At 71.4% G+C, this 20,970-nt stretch carries 22 protein-coding genes and 1 tRNA gene; 11 read left to right on the top strand and 12 right to left on the bottom strand.

The genetic code is table 11. The features are described from left to right. Nucleotides 1–34 precede the first annotated feature (34 nt). The gene (locus SD460_RS04335) at nucleotides 35–472 is read right to left on the bottom strand and encodes an SRPBCC family protein (RefSeq protein WP_290050637.1); all 438 of its coding nucleotides are present in this window, start codon (nucleotides 470–472) and stop codon (nucleotides 35–37) included. Between the two features lie 68 nt (nucleotides 473–540). Between SD460_RS04335 and SD460_RS04330 the strand changes: the two genes are divergently transcribed. Both SD460_RS04330 and SD460_RS04325 read left to right on the top strand, forming a co-directional pair. After that, nucleotides 541–2,508: an FUSC family protein gene (locus SD460_RS04330; protein WP_318305936.1), complete on the top strand. Its 1,968-nt coding sequence runs from the start codon at nucleotides 541–543 to the stop codon at nucleotides 2,506–2,508. Between the two features lie 23 nt (nucleotides 2,509–2,531). Further along, on the top strand, nucleotides 2,532–2,741 hold the full coding sequence (locus tag SD460_RS04325) for an antitoxin (RefSeq protein ID WP_290050640.1): 210 nt from the start codon (nucleotides 2,532–2,534) through the stop codon (nucleotides 2,739–2,741). Here SD460_RS04325 and SD460_RS04320 read toward each other — a convergent pair whose 3' ends face one another. Genes SD460_RS04320 through SD460_RS04310 form a run of 3 tightly spaced genes read right to left on the bottom strand, consistent with a single transcriptional unit; the run spans nucleotide 2,742 to nucleotide 6,300 of the window. Beyond that, nucleotides 2,742–3,695, bottom strand: coding sequence for a prephenate dehydrogenase (locus SD460_RS04320; RefSeq protein ID WP_290050713.1), 954 nt, complete (start codon nucleotides 3,693–3,695; stop codon nucleotides 2,742–2,744). 50 nt (nucleotides 3,696–3,745) lie between these two features. Next, nucleotides 3,746–5,758 (bottom strand): FAD-dependent oxidoreductase, encoded by a 2,013-nt coding sequence (locus SD460_RS04315; RefSeq protein WP_318305935.1) that lies wholly within the window; start codon nucleotides 5,756–5,758, stop codon nucleotides 3,746–3,748. After that, a complete protein-coding gene (locus SD460_RS04310; RefSeq protein WP_290050643.1) occupies nucleotides 5,755–6,300 on the bottom strand; it encodes a PadR family transcriptional regulator in 546 nt (181 codons plus the stop codon). Before SD460_RS04310 ends, SD460_RS04315 begins: the two co-directional genes overlap by 4 nt. Before the next feature lie 103 nt (nucleotides 6,301–6,403). On the opposite strand from SD460_RS04310, the gene SD460_RS04305 reads away from it, so the two are divergent. Next, entirely contained in the window at nucleotides 6,404–7,342 is a 939-nt protein-coding gene (locus SD460_RS04305) for a patatin-like phospholipase family protein (protein ID WP_290050644.1), read from the top strand. Here SD460_RS04305 and SD460_RS04300 read toward each other — a convergent pair. Both SD460_RS04300 and SD460_RS04295 read right to left on the bottom strand, forming a co-directional pair. Then, entirely contained in the window at nucleotides 7,339–8,181 is an 843-nt protein-coding gene (locus tag SD460_RS04300; protein ID WP_290050645.1) for an SAM-dependent methyltransferase, read from the bottom strand. The two genes, SD460_RS04305 and SD460_RS04300, sit on opposite strands and share 4 nt — an antisense overlap. Then, nucleotides 8,178–8,627, bottom strand: coding sequence for a MarR family winged helix-turn-helix transcriptional regulator (locus tag SD460_RS04295; RefSeq protein WP_290050646.1), 450 nt, complete (start codon nucleotides 8,625–8,627; stop codon nucleotides 8,178–8,180). The genes SD460_RS04300 and SD460_RS04295 overlap by 4 nt, the downstream gene beginning before the upstream one ends. Before the next feature lie 152 nt (nucleotides 8,628–8,779). On the opposite strand from SD460_RS04295, the gene SD460_RS04290 reads away from it, so the two are divergent. Continuing rightward, nucleotides 8,780–9,742: an alpha/beta hydrolase gene (locus tag SD460_RS04290; protein ID WP_290050648.1), complete on the top strand. Its 963-nt coding sequence runs from the start codon at nucleotides 8,780–8,782 to the stop codon at nucleotides 9,740–9,742. A 147-nt stretch (nucleotides 9,743–9,889) separates the two neighbouring features. Beyond that, on the top strand, nucleotides 9,890–11,095 hold the full coding sequence (locus tag SD460_RS04285) for an alpha/beta hydrolase (RefSeq protein ID WP_290050650.1): 1,206 nt from the start codon (nucleotides 9,890–9,892) through the stop codon (nucleotides 11,093–11,095). A gap of 2 nt (nucleotides 11,096–11,097) precedes the next feature. On the opposite strand, the gene SD460_RS04280 is transcribed toward SD460_RS04285, so the two are convergent. Next, the gene (locus SD460_RS04280; RefSeq protein ID WP_318305933.1) at nucleotides 11,098–11,976 is read right to left on the bottom strand and encodes a serine hydrolase; all 879 of its coding nucleotides are present in this window, start codon (nucleotides 11,974–11,976) and stop codon (nucleotides 11,098–11,100) included. A gap of 190 nt (nucleotides 11,977–12,166) precedes the next feature. Here SD460_RS04280 and SD460_RS04275 point away from each other — a divergent pair, with 190 nt between their 5' ends. Beyond that, nucleotides 12,167–12,796: a DUF4383 domain-containing protein gene (locus SD460_RS04275; RefSeq protein ID WP_290050652.1), complete on the top strand. Its 630-nt coding sequence runs from the start codon at nucleotides 12,167–12,169 to the stop codon at nucleotides 12,794–12,796. 15 nt (nucleotides 12,797–12,811) lie between these two features. Here SD460_RS04275 and SD460_RS04270 read toward each other — a convergent pair whose 3' ends face one another. Together SD460_RS04270 and SD460_RS04265 are read right to left on the bottom strand one after the other, a co-directional pair. Beyond that, nucleotides 12,812–13,801: an SCO0930 family lipoprotein gene (locus tag SD460_RS04270; RefSeq protein ID WP_290050654.1), complete on the bottom strand. Its 990-nt coding sequence runs from the start codon at nucleotides 13,799–13,801 to the stop codon at nucleotides 12,812–12,814. Nucleotides 13,802–13,884: 83 nt separating this feature from the next. After that, the gene (locus SD460_RS04265; RefSeq protein WP_318305932.1) at nucleotides 13,885–15,294 is read right to left on the bottom strand and encodes a nitrosuccinate lyase; all 1,410 of its coding nucleotides are present in this window, start codon (nucleotides 15,292–15,294) and stop codon (nucleotides 13,885–13,887) included. Between the two features lie 69 nt (nucleotides 15,295–15,363). Between SD460_RS04265 and SD460_RS04260 the strand changes: the two genes are divergently transcribed. Beyond that, nucleotides 15,364–16,005 carry a TMEM175 family protein gene (locus SD460_RS04260; protein WP_290050657.1) on the top strand — a complete coding sequence of 214 codons (642 nt, stop codon included), beginning with the start codon at nucleotides 15,364–15,366 and terminating at the stop codon, nucleotides 16,003–16,005. Nucleotides 16,006–16,009: 4 nt separating this feature from the next. Here SD460_RS04260 and SD460_RS04255 read toward each other — a convergent pair whose 3' ends face one another. Beyond that, nucleotides 16,010–16,552 carry a DinB family protein gene (locus SD460_RS04255; protein WP_290050658.1) on the bottom strand — a complete coding sequence of 181 codons (543 nt, stop codon included), beginning with the start codon at nucleotides 16,550–16,552 and terminating at the stop codon, nucleotides 16,010–16,012. 214 nt (nucleotides 16,553–16,766) lie between these two features. On the opposite strand from SD460_RS04255, the gene SD460_RS04250 reads away from it, so the two are divergent. Next, nucleotides 16,767–17,612, top strand: a complete 846-nt coding sequence (locus tag SD460_RS04250) for a COG1361 family protein (protein WP_290050659.1) — start codon at nucleotides 16,767–16,769, stop codon at nucleotides 17,610–17,612. A gap of 20 nt (nucleotides 17,613–17,632) precedes the next feature. Here SD460_RS04250 and SD460_RS04245 read toward each other — a convergent pair whose 3' ends face one another. Then, on the bottom strand, nucleotides 17,633–18,169 hold the full coding sequence (locus tag SD460_RS04245; protein WP_290050660.1) for an AAA family ATPase: 537 nt from the start codon (nucleotides 18,167–18,169) through the stop codon (nucleotides 17,633–17,635). A gap of 112 nt (nucleotides 18,170–18,281) precedes the next feature. On the opposite strand from SD460_RS04245, the gene SD460_RS04240 reads away from it, so the two are divergent. Next, nucleotides 18,282–18,354: transfer RNA gene (locus SD460_RS04240), tRNA-Lys, on the top strand. Between the two features lie 4 nt (nucleotides 18,355–18,358). On the opposite strand, the gene SD460_RS04235 is transcribed toward SD460_RS04240, so the two are convergent. Next, the gene (locus SD460_RS04235; RefSeq protein ID WP_290050661.1) at nucleotides 18,359–19,288 is read right to left on the bottom strand and encodes a hypothetical protein; all 930 of its coding nucleotides are present in this window, start codon (nucleotides 19,286–19,288) and stop codon (nucleotides 18,359–18,361) included. Between the two features lie 283 nt (nucleotides 19,289–19,571). Here SD460_RS04235 and SD460_RS04230 point away from each other — a divergent pair, with 283 nt between their 5' ends. Together SD460_RS04230 and SD460_RS04225 are read left to right on the top strand one after the other, a co-directional pair. Continuing rightward, the gene (locus SD460_RS04230) at nucleotides 19,572–20,336 is read left to right on the top strand and encodes a S1 family peptidase (protein ID WP_290050663.1); all 765 of its coding nucleotides are present in this window, start codon (nucleotides 19,572–19,574) and stop codon (nucleotides 20,334–20,336) included. 101 nt (nucleotides 20,337–20,437) lie between these two features. Then, the gene (locus SD460_RS04225) at nucleotides 20,438–20,941 is read left to right on the top strand and encodes a SixA phosphatase family protein (RefSeq protein ID WP_290050665.1); all 504 of its coding nucleotides are present in this window, start codon (nucleotides 20,438–20,440) and stop codon (nucleotides 20,939–20,941) included. The last annotated feature ends 29 nt before the right edge of the window (nucleotides 20,942–20,970 follow it).

Below are 20,970 nucleotides of genomic sequence, written 5' to 3'. Positions count from 1 at the left end.
CCGGGCGATCTTGGTGTGGCCCGGCGCACCCAGGTCAGCGCCCGGTTTCGGCCGCCTTGACGAGCTTGCCCGAGAACAGCCGGATCACCGCGCGCAGCCCGGCGGCCAGTGCCGGGCCGCTGCCCTTGACCGGCTCGGTGAACGACCCGGTCCACCGCAGGTGCGTACCGCCGTCGGCGGTGGGCGTGAGGAGCACCTCGGCCCGGTAGTCCTTGATCGGGTTGGCGCCGAAGAACGTGTAGACGTGCCGGCGGCCGGGCTCGTACTCGACTGTCTCTTCGCGGATCAGCACCGGCCACAGCCCGACCTCGCGGACGGCGCCGACGCCGGGGCCCGGCCGCTTCCAGCGGGCCTGCACGATGAGTGGCTTTCCCCACTCCGCCCAGCGCGGTCCCTCGGCCTCCCGGGCGAACAGCGCGTCGGGCGGCGCCGTGCTCGTGCGGTTGACCTCGAACGAGTACTTGCGGCCCACCGGAACCTCCCACGTTGTTGACAGGTTGATAATTAAGCCTGCGGGAGAGCGTAGGTCAAGATGGGGGCGTGAGCACGCCGCGTCCCGACCTCGCCGCGCCGCACTGGCTGACCCAGCTCCTGCGCAGCAAGCCGGTCCCGGTGCCGTGGAACATGGTCGCCCGGGCCGTCATCGCACTGGCCGTACCGCTCGCGGTGGGGTACGCGGCCGGCGACATCGCCGTCGGCGCGCTCATCTCGACCGGCGCGCTGCCCGCCGTGCTGTCCGAATCGGCCGGGCCCTACCGCTACCGCGCGCGCCGCCTGGGCGGGGCGGCGCTCGCCGCGACCGCCGGGTACCTGGTCGGGCTGCTCACCGGCGGCGTACCGGCGCTGTCCGTGCCCGCGGTGATCCTGGTCGCCGCGGTGTCCGCGCTGATCAGCGCGGCCGGCAGCAACGCCTCCGTCGCCGGGCTGCAGATGTTCGTCTTCTGCGTGCTCGGCACCGGCCAGCACGCGACCGGCGTGCGCGCCGAAGTCCTCTTCGGTTTCTTCTGCATCGGCGCCGCCTGGAGCTTCCTGGTCGCGCTGGTCAGCTGGACGTTCCGGGCGACCAGCCCGGAACGCACCGCCGTCGCGCACGTCTACGTCGAGCTGGCCGCGATGCTGTCCGCCACCGGCGAAGAGGTCTCGCGGGTGGCCCGCCACCGGCTGACCACGGCCATGAACACCGCCTACGACCAGCTGCTCACCGCGCGCTCGTGGCTGTCCGGCCGCGATGCCGCCTACCGGCAGCTGCTCAACCTGCTTTCGGCCACGACACCCGCGGTCGAAGCGTCGGTGGCGCTGGTCCACGTCGGCCGCCGCCCGCCGCGGGAGGTCATCGACCACTTCGTCGCCCTGTCGGCGTCCGTCCTGGCCAGCCAGCCGCTGCCGGCACCGCCGCCGATGCCGCCGGGGGAAAGCGATCCGCGGCTCGCCGCCCTGTACGCGGGCCTGGTCCGGATCGGCAAGGGCGACGACCGCAAGCGCCGCGAGCCGACGCCCTGGTACCGGCGCCTGCGGACGTGGGCGGGTTCGCTCGCGTCCGGCCCGCTGACCTGGATCGCCGCGCTGCGGCTGACCCTGTGCGTCGCGATCGCCGAGGTCGTCGGCCTGCTGGTGCCGTTCGAGCGGTCCTACTGGATCACGCTGACCGTCGGGATCGTGCTCAAGCCCGACTTCGGCTCGGTCTTCGGCCGCGCGGTGCTGCGCGGCATCGGCACGCTGGCGGGCGTCGGGATCGGGGCCGTGGTGCTCGCCGCCGGCGGCCGCGGCTGGGTGCTGGTCGCGCTGATCGCGATCTTCGCCGGCGGCGTCGCGGTCGGAAAGGTGCGCAACTACGGCATCCTCAGCGCGTTCGTGACGCCGTTGATCATCCTGCAGATGGACCTGGCCAACACCGGCAGCTGGAACGTCGTGGTGGCGCGGCTGATCGACACCGCGCTCGGCTGCCTGATCGTGCTGGTCTTCGGCTACCTGCTGTGGCCGGGCAGCCGCCGTCCCCAGGTCGGCGGGCGGCTGGCCGACGGCCTCGGCGCCGTCTCGAAGTACGTCTCGCACGCGCTGGTCGAGGCGTCCTCGGGGGAGGCGCGGCTGGCGCGGTCGCGGGCCCGGCGGGGCGCCTACCGGGCGCTGGCGGACCTGCGGACGGCGTTCCAGCAGGTCGTCGTCGAGCCGTCGGCGAACGGCCGCCAGGCGGTGGCGTGGTGGCCGGTGATCGCGGCGCAGGAACGCGTCGCGGACGCGGTCACCGAGGTCGGCGTGACGATCGGGCGCGGAGCCCCGCCGCCGGACTCGGCCGACGTCGAGCTGCTCACGGCCGCGCTGGACGAGCTGGCGTCGTCGATCCGCGAGCAGCGCGAACCGCGGTCGATGCCGCTGCCGGACCACGAACAGCTCGCCGGCGTGGTCGACCAGCTGGAGTCGGCGTTCGACGCCGTCCGAGGCCCCGACCTGGCGGAACGCACCCCGCCGCGGCTCGTCCGGCGGTTCCTGCCCTACCACAGGCGCACGTGACGTCCGTGCTGTTCAATTGCCCCATGGGAATCGACTTCGACGCGTTGAAGGGCAAGGCCGAAGAGGCCCTGCGCGAGCACAACGACAAGATCGAGCAAGGCCTGGACAAGGCCGCGGACTTCGCGAAGTCCAAGTTCGCCGGCCACGACTCGCAGATCGACGGCGGCGTCGAGAAGGCCAAGGACTTCCTCAACAAGTTCGACGACACGCCCGACAACCCGCCGGCGCGGTAGCTACTGCACCTCGCCGGTGGCGATCCCGTCGGACAGCCCGGTGATCCGGCCGCCGCGCTCGCCGAGCGCGATCAGGCCCTGCCGGGCGTCCGGCGCCGCCAGGCTGATCCGGACGCCCGCGCGCTCGGCGTCCAGGTTGGCGGCGAGGGCCTGCGCGCCTTCGTAACCCGCGTTGATCGTGGCCGCCAGCCCGCCGGTCGACGCGAGCGAGCCGCGCGCGGCACCGAGCCGGCCGAGCGCGTCGTCGACGATCGGCAGCAGCGCGTCCCGGTTGCCCTCGGTCATCGCGCGGACGAGGTGCGGGTTCGAGCCCGCGACCCGCGTGCCGTCGCGGTACGACCCGGCCGCCAGCGACATCGCGAGCGGGCCGCCCTCGGCGCCGATCGTGGCCAGGATGGCCGCGAACAGGTGCGGCAGGTGCGAGATCCGGGCGACGGCCTCGTCGTGCGACTCCGCCGGCAGCGGGACGACGTGCGCGCCGACGTCGAGCACGAGCGTCGCCACCTCGGCCCAGGCGTCGAGGTCGGTGTCCTCCTCGACCGCGACGACCCAGGCGGCGCCCTGGAACAGGGTGGCCTCCCCGGCCAGCCAGCCCGAGTTCGACGTCCCGGCCATCGGGTGCCCCCCGACGTACCGCGTGTACGGCACGCGGCGGCGGACCGCGTCCAGCACCGGCGCTTTCACACTGGTCACGTCGGTGAGCAGGCAGTGCGACGCGTGCTGGTTGACCAGGCGCAGCAGGTCTTCGACGGCCGGGAGCGGCACGGCGAGCACGACCAGCGCGTCGTCGGCGGCGGCCCGGTGCAGCGCGGCTTCGACGTCGGTCGTGACGTCGTAACCCGCTCTGCTGGCCGCGTCGGCGTCCCCTTCGGAAACCGCGGCGCCGAACGCCGTGCGGCCGCTGGCGGCCGCCGCGCGCAACAGCGAACCGCCGATCAGCCCGAGCCCGATCACGCATACGTCTCGCACGGGCCCCATCCTGCCAGTGCCGGACACTTATCGGGCTACAGCGCGGCGGCGAGCCTCGTTCCCTGGTCGATCGCGCGTTTCGCGTCGAGTTCCGCGGCGACGTCGGCCCCGCCGATCAGGTGCACCGGCAGCCCGGCCGCGCGCAGTTCGTCGGCGAGGTCCCGCACGGGCTCCTGACCGGCGCAGACGACGACCGTGTCGACTTCCAAGAGGCGCGGGGCGCCGTCGACGGTGATGTGCAGGCCGTCGTCGTCGACCCGTTCGTAGCCGACGCCGGGGATCTGTTCGACGCGTTTGGCCTTCAGCGCGGCCCGGTGCACCCAGCCCGAGGTCTTGCCGAGCCCGGAACCGATCCCGGTCTTCTTGCGCTGCAGCAGGTACACCTGCCGCGGCGACGGCTCCGGCTTCGGCTGCCCGAGCCCGCCCGCCGCCTCCTCCGGGTCGGTGACCCCCCACTCGGCCATCCACGCGTCGCGGTCCAGCGCGGGCGAAGCCGCGTGCGTCAGGAATTCGCTGACGTCGACGCCGATGCCGCCGGCCCCGATCACCGCGACCCGCGCGCCGACCGGCTTGCCGTGCTTCACGACGTCGACGTAGGACAGCACCTTCGGGTGGTCGATCCCGGGCAGCGACGGCACGCGCGGCGCGACGCCGGTGGCGAGCACGACCTCGTCGAAGCCGGTCAGGTCGGTGGCCTTCGCGCGCGTCCCGAGGTGCAGCTTCACCCCGGTGACTTCGAGGCGCCGCCGGTAGTAGCGGATGGTCTCGGCGAACTCCTCCTTGCCGGGGATCTTCCGCGCGATGCCGAACTGGCCGCCGATCTCGTCGTCGGCCTCGAACAGCTCGACGCGGTGGCCGCGTTCCGCCAGCGCGGTCGCGGCGGAGAGCCCGGCGGGCCCGGCCCCGACGACGGCGACGTGCTTCACCCGCCGCGTCGGGGCGAGGGTCAGCTTCGTCTCGTGCCCCGCGCGCGGGTTGACCATGCAGGACACGAGCTTGCGCTTGAACGCGTGGTCGAGGCAGGCCTGGTTGCAGGCGATGCAGGTGTTGATCTCGTCCTCGCGGCCGCTCTCGGCCTTCCGGATCCACTCCGGGTCGGCGAGGAACGGCCGCGCCATCGACACGAGATCGGCGTCGCCGCTGCTCAACGCCTCTTCGGCGACCTGCGGCATGTTGATCCGGTTCGACGTGACGACCGGGATCCCGACGTGCGGCTTGAGCTTCCCGGTCACCCAGGTGAACGCGGCGCGCGGCACCGACGTGACGATCGTCGGCACCCGGGCCTCGTGCCAGCCGATGCCGGTGTTGATGATCGTCGCCCCGGCGGCCTCGACGTCCTTGGCGAGCGCGACGACGTCCTCCCAGCGCTGGCCGCCCGGGACGAGGTCGAGCATCGAGAGCCGGTAGACGATGATGAAGTCGGCGCCGACCTTTTCCCTGGTGCGCTTGACGATCTCGACGGCGAACCGGCGGCGCTTCTCCGGCGTGCCGCCCCAGGCGTCGGTGCGTTTGTTGGTGCGCTCGGCCAGGAACTGGTTGATCAGGTAGCCCTCGGAGCCCATGATCTCGACGCCGTCGTAGCCCGCTTCGCGCGCGAGGGCGGCGCACTCGGCGAAGGCGTCGATCTGCTTGCGGACGCCGTAGCCGGTCAGCGCGCGCGGCCGGAACGGGTTGATCGGCGCCTTGATGCTCGACGCGGACACGCTCAGCGGATGGTAGGCGTACCGGCCCGCGTGCAGGACCTGCAGCGCGATCTTGCCGCCGGCTTCGTGGACGGGCGCGGTGAGCTGCCGGTGTTCGCGCGCCTCGGCCGACGTCGTCAGCTTGGAGGCGAGCGGTAGCAGCCACCCGGTTTTGTTCGGCGCGAACCCGCCGGTGACGATCAGGCCGACGCCGCCGCGGGCGCGTTCGGCGTAGTACTCGGCGAGCTCGGGGAAGTGCGCGGCCTTGTCTTCGAGGCCGGTGTGCATCGACCCCATCAGGACGCGGTTGCGCAGCGTCGTGAAGCCGAGGTCCAGCGGGGCGAGCAGGTTCGGGTACGGGCTCATCGGGCGTCCTTGGGGTGGTGGAGGGCGGCGAGGACTTCGTCGAACCACTCGACCTGGCCTTCTTCGACGCGGATGCCGCCGCGCAGGACCAGGTACTGGTGCAGGTGCCGGCCGTGGAGGGCCGCGGGCGCGGGGAAGTCGCGCTTCTCGATCTGGCGGTAGACGTCGAGGCGCTCGGCGTGCTGCGCGCGGTGCCGGACGATCTCTTCGGCGACCTTCGCGGGATCGCCGAAGGTCGCGCCGCGGATCTTCACGGCCAGCTCGACCGGCCCGGCCGACGGGTCCGGCTCGGCCAGCCAGCGGACGAGTTCGGCGCGCCCGCTTTCGCTGACCGTGTAGACCTTCTTGTCCGGCCGCCCCGACTGCGCGACGACGTCGACGGCCACCCAGCCGGCCTCTTCCATCCGCTTCAGCACGCGGTAGATCTGCTGGTGGGTGGCGCTCCAGAACAGCCCGATCGACTTCTCGAAGCGGCGCGTGAGCTCGTAGCCCGAGCCGGCGCGCTCGGACAGCGAGACGAGGATCGCGTGCTCCAGTGCCATCCCTGGAGGGTCCTATGCAACGAGTTGCAGTGCAACGAGGCACACATCACTTCACCCCTTGAGGGGGATAAATCGGGTCGACTGAACGCAGGAAATGACCAGGATGGAGAGAGTGCACCCGGTACTCGAACTGATCTCCGAACGGCTGGCGACGGGCAGCGTCCCGGGCGAACGCACCGACGGCCGGCGCCTCGCGCTCGCCATCGAAGGCGGCAGCAGCCGCGGCACCTACTCGAGCGGCATGGCACTGGCGCTGGACGAACTCGGCGCCGTCCCGGTGTTCGACGCCGTCTACGGCTCGTCGGCCGGCGCGCTGAACGGCGCCTGGCTGCTCAGCGGCTGTTCGTCGACCGGCGTGCGCACCTGGTGGAACCCGGTCGTCATGCGCCGCATCATCAACCCGCTGCACACCCTGCGCGGCCGCGCGGTGATCGACCTCGAATACCTCGTCCACCAGGTCTATTCGGTGCTGGAGCCGATGGACTTCCCGGCGATACTGGCCAACCCGGTGACGTTCCACCCGCTGGCCACCGACGCCGACACGGGGGAGTCGACCGACCTGCACCCGTTCCTCGACGACGTCGACGCGATCAAGGTCGCGCTCGCGGCGTCGTCCTGCATGCCGGTACTGGCCGGGCCCCCGATCCCGATGGCGGGCCGCCGGTTCGTGGACGCGGGCGTCGCCGAACCGATCCCGTACCGGACGGCGCTGGCCCAGGACGCGACCGACGTCCTCGTGCTCCGCACCCGCCGCGCCGACGAGCTACCGCTGCCGCCGCCGCGTGCTTACGACGTCGTCGTGCCGAGGTTCCTGCGCCGCCAGGCGCCGGGCGCGATCCCCGCGTGGCGCGACACCTACCGCCGCGACGTCGAGGACGAAGAAGTGCTGGCGTCCGACCCGCGGATCCTCAGCATCCGGCCGCCGGCGGGCTCGCCGGACGTGGCTGTCCTCGAACGCGACCCCGAGGTGCTGCGCAAGGCCGTCGAGCTGGGCAAGAGCGCGGTCCTCGACGTGCTGGAAAGCCTGCGCGAAGCGTCTTAAGGCTTGCGCGCGACCCCGCCGATCACCCGGGATTCGGACGGCGACCCGGCGAACACGGTCCGCTCGTCGGGGTGCCACGAGGGCGCGTAGACGAGCCCGGGCGGCAGCATCGGCCAGCCGCCGAAGAAGCGTTCGAACTCGGCCATCGGCCGCAGGAAACCCGGGTTCGTCGTGGTCTCGTAGTACTCGAGCAGGTCGACCAGCGCCTGCCGCTCGTCGTCGTTGACCGGGTTCTCGTTGGTCATCTGCGACAGCACCAGCAGCGAGCCGGACGGCAGCCGGTCGCGGTAGAAGTCGAGCAGGTAGTCCGGGTTCTGCTCGTCCTTGACGAAGTGCATGACGGCGTTGACCACCAGCGCCATCGGCTCCCGGACGTCGATGACGTCGGACGCGGTGACCCGGTCCCAGAGGTCCTCCGGCTGCAGGAAGTCCGCGGCGATGGCGTGGTGGCGCTCGGGGTCGGCGGTGTCGGCGAGCAGCAACGTCGAGTGCGCGAGCGCGATCGGCTCGTTGTCGATGTAGAGCACCCGCGTGTCCAGCTGCGCACTGGTGTCATCTGCGACCTCGTGGACGTTGCCCGCGGTCGGCAGGCCGGAGCCGATGTCGACGAACTGCCGGATGCCCTCGCGGACGCACTGGCGGACCGCGCGTCCGAGGAACTGACGGCTCGTCAGGCAGTACTCACCCATCAGCGGCAGCCGGGCGCGGACCTTCTCCGCGAACTCGCGGTCGATCGCGTAGTGCGTGTTCCCGCCGATGAAGTAGTCGTAGATCCGGGCCGCCGAGGGGCGGTCCAAGCTGCTTTCGACGGCTTTCAGCGCGTCGTCGTGGTTGATCATGCCGGTGCCAGAGCCTCCCGATAGGCGTTCACCGACTCTGTCAGGCGGTCGAGCTCGGCCCGCAGCCGGGCCACGCCCGCGTCGTCCAGGCTCATCGCGGTGCCGATCACGTCGGGGATGCTCTCCGCCTTCTCGCGCAACGCTTTCCCGGTGTCGCTGAGGCTGACGCGGACCGACCGCTCGTCGTCGGCCTGCCGGTTCCGGACCACCAGTCCCGCGGTCTGCAGCCGCTTGAGCAGCGGCGAGAGCGTGCCCGAGTCGAGGTTGAGCTCGGCGCCGAGTTCCTTCACCAGGCGGTGGTCCTGTTCCCAGAGCGCCAGCATGACCAGGTACTGGGGGTAGGTCAGGTCGAGGTCGTCCAGGACGACCCGGTACAGCGACGTCACCGCGCGCGACGCCGAGTACAGCCCGAAGCAGAGCTGGTCGTCCAGCCGCAGCGATGCCATGGCGCCTCCTCTCGTGACTCTCCATGCTCCCCGACATCAGGCTGCGCGGCAACTGAAGTGCCCTGCATCTCATTGGGTGTCATTTGGTTGTGCACAACTCAGTTGAGAGCTACCTTCATGGCATCAGCTCGCTTCACCCCGAGGAGGACGACATGACCGCCAACCCGCACAACTTGGCCCTCGAACCGGCCGCGCAGGCGTTCGCCGAGGCCACCGACACCCCGCCGTACCTGTTCCAGCTGCCGCCCGCGGAAGGGCGCAAGGCCGTCGACGGCGTCCAGGACGGCGACGTCGCCATGGCCGCCGCGTCGATCGAGGTCATCAAGGTGCCGGGTGGCCCGACCGGCGAGGTCGAGACCCGGATCGTCCGCCCCGAAGGCGTCGAAGGTCCGCTGCCGGTGATCGTCTACATCCACGGCGCGGGCTGGGTGTTCGGCGACTTCCACACCCACGAGCGGCTGGTGCGCGAACTCGCGGCCGGCGTCGGTGCCGCCGTCGTGTTCCCCGAGTACGACCGTTCGCCGGAGGCGCGCTACCCGGTCGCCATCGAGCAGAGCTACGCCGTGGCGAAGTGGGTTGCTTCCGACGGTGCTTCGCACGGGCTGGACACTTCGCGCATCGCGATCGCGGGCGACTCCGTCGGCGGCAACATGACCGCGGCGCTGACCCTGCTCGCCAAGCAGCGCGGCGACGTCACCTTCAAGCAGCAGGTGCTCTTCTACCCGGTCACCGACGCGAACTTCGACACCGAGTCGTACCTGCAGTTCGCCGAGGGCTACTTCCTCGGGCGCGAAGGCATGAAGTGGTTCTGGGACCAGTACACGACCGACCCCGCCCAGCGCGCGGAGATCACCGCGTCGCCGCTGCGCGCGTCGCTCGACGAGCTCGCCGGCCTGCCCCCGGCCCTCGTGATCACCGGCGAGGCCGACGTCCTCCGCGACGAAGGCGAGGCCTACGCGGCGAAGCTGCGCCAGGCCGGCGTGCCCGTCACGGCCGTCCGGTACCAGGGGATCATCCACGACTTCGTGATGGTCAACGCGCTGCGCGAGACCCACGCCGCCGAGGCCGCGATCACGCAGGCCATCACCGTGCTGACCCGCGCTTTGGGGAAATAACTGAGAAATCGCTGAGTCCGGCGCACGTTGCGGCCCTATGACAGAAGTCACAGGGCCGCAACTTGTCCGTGGGCTCAAACGTGATATATACGCGAGTCCCGGGGGGTTCCGGGTGCGCATTCACTGCCCGCCCGGAAGGACCGACCCATGAGCTTGAGCAGCATCCGGCTGGATTCGCCGGTCAACATGGTTGTGGTCGTCGTGCTCACGCTGCTCGCGATCATCGCGGTCCCGTGGTTCTGGGACCGCTGGAAGCGCAAGCGCCTGTGGCGCAGCGCCACGATCCTGCTCGCGGTCGTCCTGCTGGTCTTGACCACCGGCATGGCGGGCAACATGATCGGCGGCTTCTTCCCGACGGTCGGCTCGCTGATCGGCACCGGCGTGTACTCCGGCCAGGGCACCGACGCCGAGGCGGCGCAGAACGGCGAGGACCTCGAGAAGCTGCGCGACACGGGGGTGGCGCACGCGAAGGAGGGCAAGGGCACCGTCGTCCACATGAAGGTGACGGGCCGCCGCACCAAGCTGACCCGCGACGTCACGGTCTACCTGCCCCCGCAGTACTTCGACGCGGCGTACAAGGAACTCCGGTTCCCGGCGATCGAGTGGATCCCGAACTACCCGTCCGGCCCCGAGGTCTTCGCCGTCTACGGCATGCCCCAGCAACTCGACGCGGCGATCGCGCGCAAGGCGCTGCCGCCGACGGTGGTGATCGTCCCCGACCCGACGGGCGTCCCGAAGGTCGGCCACGACACCGAATGCGTCGACGAGGTCAACGGCACGGCGAACGACACGTACCTGACGGCCGACCTGCGCGACTGGGCCCTGCAGAAGCTGGGCGTCGCCCCGAACCGCCAGGCGTGGACCATCGCGGGCTGGTCGTCCGGCGGTTACTGCGCGATGAACCTGGTGACCCGCCACCCGCAGTGGTACGGGCAGGCGGTCAGCGTCAGCGGCTACGACAAGGCCCAGATCGACGCCGAGACCGAGGACCTGTTCCACGGCCGTCAGGACATCAACGACGCCAACAACGTCCGGGTCAACGTCCGCCTCCACCCGTCGCCGGTGCAGATCCTCGCCGTTTCGGGCGAGAAGGAGAGCTACGAGAGCTACGCGATCGACCAGATCCGCGCCGCGGCCCGGCCGCCGCTGCAGTTCACGTCGTGGCGCATCCCGGACGCGGGCCACAACATGAACACCTTCAAGTCCCAGATCCCGGACCTGCTGGCCTGGATCGGCGCCCACACGGCGGGCCCGGCCCCGGCCGGCCGCCAGGCGGAGACGACGGGTGGCGTCCTGCCCTGGCCGTTGCCGCGTTCCGGCGCGCACGGAGCCCTGGCCGACACGGACCAGTAGCTTCAGCCGAGGAGCGCGGTGACGATCGCCGTCACCCGCTTCGAGCCGGCCGCGTAGTCGACCGAAGCGGGGTGCTCGCTGAGCACGACCACGATGTAGCGGTCCCCGTCGCCGACCACGCCGGAGGTGTGCAGCACCCGCGTCGGCCGGCAGCACGACCAGCCCTGCTTGACCGCCCACGGCCGTCCCCCGGCGGCGTCCGGGATGCCGAAGTACTGCCGGAACCCGTCCGACCCCCGCTCGGTCGCGTCCCGCAGGGCGGCCATGATCGCGCCGGGCGCGTGCTCCAGCAGGTACTGGTAGATCCGCACGACGTCCCGCGCGGTGATCCGCGTGTCACCCCAGCGCCCGGGATCCGCGGGCGGCCGCGTCCCGGTGAGCCCGAGCTTGGTGGCCCAGCGCGTCACGATCGCCGGCCCGCCGTAGGCCGACCAGAACCGGCTCGCGAGCTCGTCGTCGCTGCGGGACAACATCTTCTGCACCGACGCGGTGGGCCCGCCCCCGTCGAGCACGGCGAGCGCGATCAGCAGCTTCACCAGCGACGCCGACGTGTACCCGCGCTCCGCCCGCACCGAAGCGGTCGTCGCGCCGCTCTGCCGGTCGAACACGACGGCGCTGGCGGTCCCGCTCGGCATCAGCCGGTCCAGTTCGGCGGTCTCCACCTTCGGCGCGCTCTCGGGCGCGGCGCTCTTGCTGGGCGTGGCGCTCTTGCCGGGTGTCGGCGTCGGCGTGTTCACCGGCGAATCCGACATCGTTGTCAGCGGTTCCGCGACCGCGAGTGGCGCGGGCGCCGCCGGGACGTCGTGACGCGCGGTGATCACCACCGCGCCGACCGCCCCCAGGCACAGTCCCACCAGGAAGATCCCGCTCAGCTTGCGCATGCTCCGGATTGCCGGGAGCACCGCGCGCTGTTCGCCGAAACGGGTGAATCTGTGGGATAGCTCTCGCCGCGCACCGATTCCGCGAACGCGCAGGCGGCCCGCGGGCAAGCACCGTCGTTTCGCTCACCGTGTTCGCGGGGTACCTGAGGGCGGTGACGATCGTCACCACCCGCTGGGAAGGACTGGAGTCATGGTTAACGCGAAAGGCGCACGCATCCGGGTTCGCGGCCTGCAGCCGGCGCAGGTGCTGGCCGGACTGGCCGGGATCGCGTTCCTCGTCGTCGGCATCATCGGATTGACCAGGACGGGCTTCGGCAATTTCGCCGGCCACCACGACGCGGGGTTCTGGCGGTTCTCCGCCAACCCGCTCATGAGCCTGGTCCGCGTCGTGACCGGCGTGGTCGGCCTGCTGCTGGCGTTCGGCTCGTTCCGGGCCCGGACGTTCGGCTGGCTGCTCTTCATCGGTTACGGCCTGCTGTTCGTGTGGGGCCTGATGATCGACGGCCTCATCTCGAACAACCCCTTCGCCACCGCCGGCAACCCGATGGACATGGGCCCCGCCGACACGTGGCTGCACCTCGGCGTCGCGGCGCTCGGCCTGCTGATCGCGGTTCTCCCCGCCCGCCGCACCATCCTCCTGCCCGAGGACGAGACGGCCGGCGAGCCGGCGATCGCCGAGCAGCGCACCGAGATCATCGACCGCGACCGCACCGACGACGTCGCCGCCCAGCCGCGCCGCCGGTCGTTCCTGCGCCGCAACCACGACGAGCGAGGCCCGGAGGCCGCTCGTGAAGAGCGTCCGCCGGGCCTCGCCCACTAAGCAGTTCGTGGTGGTTCAGTAGGTGGTGCCACCGGAGCCGGAGTTGCTGCTCCCAGCACCGCTGTCAGCCGGAGCCTGGTTGGCGGCGGAGCTGGGGGTGGTCCCGACCTTGCAGCCGTTGGGCTCGATCACGAACCACGTGCCGTTGACGCCCATGCCGTTCGCGTCGCCCGGCTTCAGGTCCTTCGCGAAGGTGTAGACCGGCCAGCCGCCGATGGTGACCTGCTCGGTGCCGTCCGCGCGCTTGATGCTGCCGAGCAGCTTCGAGTCGATGCCCTGCAGTTCGACCTTGCCGTTGTTCGAGAGGACCGCGGGCCACGTCTTGGCGCAGTCACCGTTGCAGGCGGACGTCTTGGCCTTCTTGGTGTCCTTCGTGAAGAGGTAGAGCGTCATCCCCTTCTGGTCGACGATCGCGTCCCCGAGCCCGTCGATCTTGCTCGCGCTGAGCTTGACGACGCCGGCTTCGGCCGCGGCCTGCCCGGCCTTCCCGCCCTTGGCGTTCGCGGCGTACCAGGCGCCACCGACACCCTGCCCGGTCGCGTCCCCGGCCTTGGTGTCCTTGGCGTAGCGGTAGAGCGCCCACCCGCCGACGGTGATCTGCTCGGTGCCGTCGGACCGCGTCACCTTGCCGACGAGGCTCTTGTCGACACCCTCGACCTGCACGTCCCCGGTCGACAGCACCGGCGGCCAAGCCTTGGCGCAGTCACCGTCGCAATTGGACTTCGGCGGCTTCGCCGTGTCCTTGTCGAACCGGTAGAGCGTCATCCCGTTCTGGTCGGTGATCACCTGTCCGACGCTGGCGACGTCCGCGACGACGAGTTTCGACTCGTTCGACGCGGGGGCGGCGTTGCCGACCTGGCCGTTGGCGAGCTGGCCGCCGCCGGTGCCCCCGGCCGCTGCGGGGGCGATGACCGGCTGAGCAGTTTCGGCACCCGAGCAAGCGGTGAGCACTGCCAGCCCGGCTGCCGCCGCGGCGACGGAGACGGCGATGCGCGTGCGAAGCATGGAAGTTCTCCTTGTGTCCGTTGGGTTTTCCCGCCGCTCGGTGCGGCCTGATACCCACTACACGGACACCCGCCGGAGCCGGTTCAAAGTTTTTTCGCCGGCTCCTGAGCTGCGGGTCCTGACCCGAGCGCGCGGTCGACCAGTACCCCCGCGGCCCCGGTGTACCCAGCGGGATCGAGCAGCCCGTCGAGCGCGGCCGGCGTCAGCACCCCGGTGACGGCGGGCAGCTCGTCCAGCACCTCCCGCAGCGGCCGGTCTTCGCGCACCGCCCGCTGGGAAGCCTCACCCAGCAGCTCCTTGGCCTTGGCCTTCCCGAGCAGCGGCGCGAGCACGGCGGAGAGCCGCTCGGAGACGATCAGCCCGTGCGTCGACGCCACGTTCGCCCGCATCCGCGCCGGCTGAGCGCTGAGCCCCCGCGCCAGCTCGACGGCGGTGTGCGCGGCCCCACCGGTCAGCCGCAGGCACTCACGCACGAGCTGCCACTCGGCATGCCAGACCCCGGCCGACCGTTCGTCCTCGGCCAGCATCGACTGCGTGACCCCGGCGGCCAGCACCGGAACCTGCAGCGCGGCCGACCGGATCAGCGTCGCGAGCACGGGGTTCCGCTTGTGCGGCATCGCCGACGACCCACCCCGCCCACCGGCGGCCGGCTCGACGACCTCACCCAGCTCGGTCCGCGTCAACGTGGCCACGTCGACGGCCACCTTCCCCAGCGCACCGGCGACGAACGCGAGCGCACCGGCGAGGTCGGCGACCGGCGTCCGCAGCGAATGCCACGGCAGCACCGGCACGGCCAGCCCGGTCTCCTCGGCGAACGCGGCCACGAGCCGCTCGGCGTAGTCATCGCCGACGCCGCGCTCGTCCGCCAGGCGGGCGTACTCCACGTACGCCGCCAGCGTCCCCGCCGCCCCGCCGAGTGAGACCGGCAGCCCGCCGTCGAGCAGCCGCCGGATCCGGACGGCCGCGTCCAGCACCAGCTGCCGCCAGCCCGCGGCCTTGAGCCCGAACGTCGTCGGCACCGCGTGCGCGGTCAGCGTGCGCCCGGCCATGGTCGTGTCCCGGTGCGCGCGCGCCAGCTCGGCCAGCGCCTCGGCGGTGGCGTCGAGGTCGGCGGCGAGCGGCCGCAGCGTCCGGTCGGCGACCAGCATCATCGCGGTGTCGAAGATGTCCTGGCTCGTCGAACCGCGGTGCACGTACTCGCCCGCGCTCCCGCCGACCGCCGCGGTCAGCGCCTTCACCAGGCCGACGACCGGGTTCGCGGTCGCCCGCGACCCCCGCGCCAGCTCGACGACGTCGATCCGCGCACTGCCCGCCGCTTCCGTGATCGCGTCCGCGGCCTCGGGCGGTACCGTCCCGAGCCGCGCCTGCGCCCTCGCCAGCGCCGCCTCGGCGTCGAGCAGGGCGCGCAGCCAAGCCTCGTCGCCGGTCGATGTTTCGGCCGGCGTACCGGCCCGTACCGGGGACAGCAGTCCGGAGTCGGGGTCGACGGTCATGACGTCAGCATCGCACGCGCCCGGCCTCGGCGACCGTCGCGCGGTGCGCGTCTGGCACCCTCACCTGCCATGACCAGCGCTCCGTCCACCGAGGACACCGCCGACGCCGAACCCCGGGGCTTCGCCGCCGAGCGGCTGACCTTCTTTTCGGACGCCGTCGTCGCCATCGCGATCACGTTGCTGGCGCTCGAGCTGCCGCTGCCGGAGGGCGCCACCGGCGCCGAACTGCTGCGTTCACTCGGCCATCACCAGTCCGAATACGTCTCCTTCCTGATCAGTTTCGTCGTGATCGGCGGCCACTGGCGCGCCCACCACCGGCTGTTCGACCACGTCAAGACCCTCGACGGCGGGCTCGTCCGGCTCAGCTTCGGCTGGCTGCTGACGCAGGTGGTCATGCCCTTCGCCACGAAGGTGATCGCCGAAGACGGCGGGTTCGAATTCCGCTTCGTCTTCTACGCGCTCGTCCAGGTCGTCGCGCTGACGCTGTTCCTCCTCATGGCCCGGCGCATCCAGCTGAACCACCACTACCGCGCGGACACCCCGCCTGAACTCTTCGGCAAGGTCTACCGCGGGGTCGGCACGATGGCCGCCGCCTTCGCCGTCTCGATCCCGGTCGCCTTCTTCACGCACTGGGCCTACGCGTGCTGGATCGTCGTTCCGCTCGTGGTCAACCTCCTCTTCCGCCTCCGCCGTCGCGCGGATGCCGCCTGAGCCGCTACTCGCCCGTCACGCCGTCGATCCGCTCGCGGACCAGGTCGGCCTGGCCGCAGTGCCGCGCGTACTCGCCGATCATGCGCAGCATCAGCCAGCGCAGGGCGAACGGTTCGCCCGTGCTGCGGCGGATCCCGGTCTGGTCCATCGAGCTCGCCGCGACGATCTCCCGCGACCGCGCGCACTCGGCGTGCCACAGGGCGAAGGCCTCGTCCACATCGCCGTCGAGCGAGGTGAAGTCCTGCTCCGGGTCGTCGTCGGAGTAGTACAGGTTCGGGAGGTCCTCGCCGGCGAACTGGATCCGGAACCACCAGCGTTCGACGCCGGTGAGGTGCCGCAGCAGCCCGTGCAGGGTCAGCGTCGACGGTGGTACCGAGCGCTCGGCCAGCTGTGCGGGGTCCAGCTCGGCGCACTTCAGCTCGAAAGTGCGCCGGTAGTAGTCGAGGGTCTCGGTGAGGGCCTGCCGCTCGTCGGCGACGGGTGTCAGGTCCTCTCGCGGCCCGGTCAACCGGGCCGGCGCCGCGACGGGGGTGGTGTGTTCGGTCATGCGCGGAGCGTGCCACAGGGGTCCGACAATTTTCGGGGCGCCCGGGCGTCCGGTGACCGGGCAACGAGCGGGAAACCCCAGTTCAGACACGGTTTCGAGAACCCGGTAACGAATTTCGGGGACGGCCGATCTGATCTTCGTCACCCCCGCTGCGCACACCGGTTCCCCACGGTCGGAGCGGCACCCCTCGGTTCGGAACCAGGAGATCAAGACGATGCAGCGAACCGGACGAAGAACCGCAGTACTGGCCGCGCTGACGACCGCGGCCCTGATCGCGGCCCCCGCCGTCGCGTCCGCGGCGCCCCCGCCCAGCTCGATCGACGTCAGCGCGACCACCGTGCACGCGGGTGACACGCTCACGGTCACGGAGCAGCTGTACAACCCGACGGACTTCACGGTCACCGGCGCGAAGGCGGCGCTCTACGCCAAGGAGAAGCCGGTCGTCGACGTGCTGGACCTGGTCTCCTGCACCGGCGCGATCGCGTGCTCGCCGTACCTCAGCAGCTTCCGCGGCGGCGTCGGCGACCTGGGTGCGGGCGAGAGCAAGACCGTGACGTTCACCTTCCGCGTGAAGGAGGACGCCGACCCCGGGCAGTTCACCCTGCAGCACCAGTTCGCCGGCGACAACTACGCGTTCGGCATCGAGGACGGCCCGGTCGTCACGATCGCCGCGCCGAACGAGGCCGACGTCAAGGTCGCGCTGACCGGGACCGCCCGCGCCGGCCTGGTCGCCCGCGTCGACTACGTGATCACGGTGTCGAACACCGGCCCGGCGACCGCGACCGGCGTCCGCGTGACGGCCAACGCGGGCTCGGGCCGCACGGTCACCGCCCTGACCGGCTGCACCCGCGCCGGCACGGCCCTGACCTGCACGATCGGCAACCTCGCCCCGGGCGCCTCGGCCACGGCGAAGTTCAGCTCCGAAGGCGGCATCTTCGCCTGGGGCGCGTTCACGGCCACGGCCCAGCGAGCGGCCAGCACCCCGGCCGACCCGGCGGCGGCCAACGACAAGGCGTCGAAGAAGTGCACGGCCTACACCGGCCTGTTCGTGCAGTGCTGAAGCTCGTCCACTGAGGAGCGTCACAACCTGAAGGCCGCCGAGCGGGCGCGTTGCCGCACCGCTTCGGCGGTTTCTTCAATCGTCTGGTCCGTCGTGTCCATGACGTTCCGTTCGAGCTCACCCAGCCCGCTGAACGCCGCGTGCATCCCGGTGAGCGGCTCGACGTCGGTGAGTTCGGGCGCACTCCGCGCGGTCCCGCGCGCGAGGGTGGCTCGCAGGTCCGGCCGCAGAACGACGTAGAAGAGGTCCAGACCGGAGCGCTTCGCAGCCTCGCGGAACGGCTCCAGCGCCCACGGCCCGACGACACCGTCGAGAACGACGTCGTAGCCACCCCGCGCGTACCCGCACGCGGCCTCGGCGATCACCCCGAGCACGACCTCGTTCTGCCGAGCGGCCTCGGGCAGGTACGGCGCCACGAACCCGGTCCGGATCCACACGTAGAAGCTGTCGGTGTGCAGGTGCACGGTGTCCTGCGCCGCCCCGTCGGCAACGAGCCGCGCAACGGTCGACTTCCCGGCCCCGGGCGGCCCGGTGAGGATCAGCAGCGAACCCAGCATCCCCGCATCATGGGCGGCCCACCGGCCGAGAACCAGTCTTGACCTTCCGGAGGACCTCAGCCGCACCCCGGCCTGCAGGCGGCGCACCAGGGCCTGGCTAAACTGAGGGCGCGGGCCGTTAGCTCAATTGGTAGAGCTGCGGACTTTTAATCCGTAGGTTCTGGGTTCGAGCCCCAGGCGGCCCACTTCTCACCTCGGCCAGCTCCACCGCAGGCCGCGGATACCCGGCGGCGCGCCGGCCGTGAACACGTGCGCCGGCGAAACCGGGGACACTTCGGTGACGTCCCGCTCCGGACCGCCGGAAGAATCCAGTCGATACGCGTGGCAGGTCACCGGCACCGCACCCGGCGCGAAGTGGACCTCGAGCAAGTGCTCGGTTCCCGGGTGGCGGAAGCGGCGGTCGTAGCTGGTGTCCGGGACGCCGTCGCAGTACTCGAACTCGTACTCCAGGATCGCCGTCTCGCCGATGGCGAGCGCCCGGTGGGGTACCAGCTCGCTGACCACGAATCCGGGCTCGGCCTGCACCTCCGTGCGCACCGCGTGGCAATACCGCGTCGAGACCAGCCGCGGTGGGCGGCCCGGCGTGCAGCCGCGCAGGACCACCACCTTGGCCTGCACCGGCTCCGTGACCGCGCGGACGACTTCGCGGACGCGCAGCCGGGTCAACGCGCGGGTCGCGTCGACGTGCAGGGCTTCGTGGAGGCTGAGCACGACCAGCGACGTCTCATCCGCCGCGTCGAAGGAGTGCAGCACGGACAGAACACGCGCGCGGGGCTCCCACAGGCGCTCCCAGCCCACCGCTCCCGAAACCCCGGGTCCCGCGTCGAACGGGCGGGCCAGCAGGTCGGTCAGCGCGTCCGCGGGCAGGCCGAGGACGCTTTCCAGCACCGAAACCGCGCGCAGCGACTCGGGACGTTCGGGCCGGGTGCGGCCGGTGCGCCAGTAGCTCAACGTCGTCGTGCTGACGGGCACGCCGGCGGCGGCGAGCCGCCCCTTGAGGCGGGCCAGTCCGAGCCCGCTGTGGTCGATGGCCAGCGTCAGCGCCCGGCTGAACGGGCCGGTGGCGAGCGCGTGCGCCAGCTCCCGCCCGGCTGGCTCGGGTACCGCGAACAACGGCATCCAGCTTCCTCAAGCGTCGATGCGGCCGAGGGTTCGCCCGGCGGGTCGCGGCGGATCGCGCCTGGCCGGCGACGGGCGTTCCCTCGGGTTTAACAGCCGCGGTGGGCCGGTGTCACCCGACGAACGTCGGCTGTGTGGATCAAGCGGACGCCGCCGGAAAGCGCAACCCGCCGAAGGAACCGTCCTGTTCCGTTGATCGGTTCGGGACTTCCAGCGGATTACCGGAAACGCAGTGCCCGCTTACGTTCGGTGAGTCCCCTCCGGTCCCCCAAGGAGTCCCGAAATGCGTGAAAACCCCGGCCGGTTCGTCCGCGCCGCCGCCGTGCTCGCCGGTTCCTGCGCCGTTCTGACGACGCTCGCCGCCGCACCCGCGTCGGCCGCCCCCGTCACGCCGCTCTCGCCCGACGCGCAGCCGTCGATCATCGGCGGCAGCACGGCGCAGAACCCCGGCTACATCACCCGGTTCAACGGCCACGCCAACGGTTACACGTTCTTCTGCACCAGCACGCTGATCGGCGCGCGCTGGGTCCTGACCGCCAAGCACTGCATGTACGACAACAACGGGCAGCGCCTCTCCGACATCGACCTCTACGTCGGCTCGAACAGCGCTTCCGGTGGCGTGCACGCGAAAGCGGCGTCGACCTACCTGTACTCGGGTGGCGACCTGGCCCTGATCAAGCTGAACACCAACGGCGGCAGCACGTTCGCCCGGCTCGCGGCCAGCTCGTCGGACGCGAACGAGGGCGACACCGCCCGCGTCTACGGCTGGGGCGCGACCCAGTCCACCGACGAGGGAAGCCACCAGTCGAACGTACTGAAGCAGGCGTCGGTGCAGATCTCCGACACCGGTGCCAGCGACTACTTCGGCGGTCCGGCGATCGAGGCCTCGACCCCCAACGGCGCGGTCGCCGGCGGCGACTCGGGTGGCCCGATGCTCGATGGCGGTGTCCAGGTCGGTGTGTGCTCGACCAGCGACCGCTCCAGCACCACCACCTACGGCAGCGTCGCGGCGGGCCGAAGCTGGATCCGCCAGGTCAGCGGGGTCTGAGCGATCATGCGGACACTGCCGACCCGTACCAGGCAGCAGGCCGGGTCCTGATCCGCGAGCCCGTGGTCACCCGGTGGCCACGGGCTCGTTAGGCTCGGTCGATGGACGAAACCCGGTGGCTCGTCGTCGTCCGTCACGCCAAGTCGGACTGGTCGGAAGATCTCCCCGACCACGAACGCCCCTTGGCGCCGCGCGGGATTCGGGCCGCGCCCAAGCTCGGCCGCTGGCTCGTCGAAGCCGGCCACGTCCCCGAACTCGCCCACTGCTCCACCGCCCGCCGCACGCGCGAAACGTGGCAGCTCATCGCCGGAGAGCTCCCCACCACACCGCCCGTGACCTTCGACGAAGACCTCTACGGCGCCGACGTACCCGAACTGCTGAACGCCGCGAGCCGGACGCCGCCCGAAATCACCACCGTCGCCCTCGTCGGGCACGAGCCCGGCGTCAGCGAGCTGACCCTGCACCTCGCCGGACACGGTGAGGAAACCCGCGATGTCCAGGCGAAGTTCCCCACCGGGGCCGCCGCCGTGCTCGCGACCACCGATCCCTGGGACGAGCTCGCCACCGCGAAGCTCGTCGCCTTCTTCCGGCCCCGCGACGCCTGAAAATCGTCCGTCCGTAGGACGCGCGCTCC

Source organism: Amycolatopsis solani (assembly GCF_033441515.1).
Taxonomy (GTDB): Bacteria; Actinomycetota; Actinomycetes; order Mycobacteriales; family Pseudonocardiaceae; genus Amycolatopsis; species Amycolatopsis solani.
This window is presented reverse-complemented; position numbering and strand designations above follow the sequence as displayed.

What these genes read in the sequence shown, in the direction of transcription:
- SD460_RS04225 (WP_290050665.1), top strand. Translation starts at nt 20,438, where the DNA reads ATGGACGAAACCCGGTGGCTCGTCGTCGTCCGTCACGCCAAGTCGGAC.
- SD460_RS04255 (WP_290050658.1), bottom strand. Translation starts at nt 16,552, where the DNA reads ATGACCGAACACACCACCCCCGTCGCGGCGCCGGCCCGGTTGACCGGG.
- SD460_RS04285 (WP_290050650.1), top strand. Translation starts at nt 9,890, where the DNA reads ATGAGCTTGAGCAGCATCCGGCTGGATTCGCCGGTCAACATGGTTGTG.
- SD460_RS04275 (WP_290050652.1), top strand. Translation starts at nt 12,167, where the DNA reads ATGGTTAACGCGAAAGGCGCACGCATCCGGGTTCGCGGCCTGCAGCCG.
- SD460_RS04300 (WP_290050645.1), bottom strand. Translation starts at nt 8,181, where the DNA reads ATGATCAACCACGACGACGCGCTGAAAGCCGTCGAAAGCAGCTTGGAC.
- SD460_RS04325 (WP_290050640.1), top strand. Translation starts at nt 2,532, where the DNA reads ATGGGAATCGACTTCGACGCGTTGAAGGGCAAGGCCGAAGAGGCCCTG.
- SD460_RS04310 (WP_290050643.1), bottom strand. Translation starts at nt 6,300, where the DNA reads ATGGCACTGGAGCACGCGATCCTCGTCTCGCTGTCCGAGCGCGCCGGC.
- SD460_RS04235 (WP_290050661.1), bottom strand. Translation starts at nt 19,288, where the DNA reads ATGCCGTTGTTCGCGGTACCCGAGCCAGCCGGGCGGGAGCTGGCGCAC.
- SD460_RS04290 (WP_290050648.1), top strand. Translation starts at nt 8,780, where the DNA reads ATGACCGCCAACCCGCACAACTTGGCCCTCGAACCGGCCGCGCAGGCG.
- SD460_RS04305 (WP_290050644.1), top strand. Translation starts at nt 6,404, where the DNA reads ATGGAGAGAGTGCACCCGGTACTCGAACTGATCTCCGAACGGCTGGCG.
- SD460_RS04315 (WP_318305935.1), bottom strand. Translation starts at nt 5,758, where the DNA reads ATGAGCCCGTACCCGAACCTGCTCGCCCCGCTGGACCTCGGCTTCACG.
- SD460_RS04230 (WP_290050663.1), top strand. Translation starts at nt 19,572, where the DNA reads ATGCGTGAAAACCCCGGCCGGTTCGTCCGCGCCGCCGCCGTGCTCGCC.
- SD460_RS04295 (WP_290050646.1), bottom strand. Translation starts at nt 8,627, where the DNA reads ATGGCATCGCTGCGGCTGGACGACCAGCTCTGCTTCGGGCTGTACTCG.
- SD460_RS04245 (WP_290050660.1), bottom strand. Translation starts at nt 18,169, where the DNA reads ATGCTGGGTTCGCTGCTGATCCTCACCGGGCCGCCCGGGGCCGGGAAG.
- SD460_RS04270 (WP_290050654.1), bottom strand. Translation starts at nt 13,801, where the DNA reads ATGCTTCGCACGCGCATCGCCGTCTCCGTCGCCGCGGCGGCAGCCGGG.
- SD460_RS04260 (WP_290050657.1), top strand. Translation starts at nt 15,364, where the DNA reads ATGACCAGCGCTCCGTCCACCGAGGACACCGCCGACGCCGAACCCCGG.
- SD460_RS04265 (WP_318305932.1), bottom strand. Translation starts at nt 15,294, where the DNA reads ATGACCGTCGACCCCGACTCCGGACTGCTGTCCCCGGTACGGGCCGGT.
- SD460_RS04250 (WP_290050659.1), top strand. Translation starts at nt 16,767, where the DNA reads ATGCAGCGAACCGGACGAAGAACCGCAGTACTGGCCGCGCTGACGACC.
- SD460_RS04280 (WP_318305933.1), bottom strand. Translation starts at nt 11,976, where the DNA reads ATGCGCAAGCTGAGCGGGATCTTCCTGGTGGGACTGTGCCTGGGGGCG.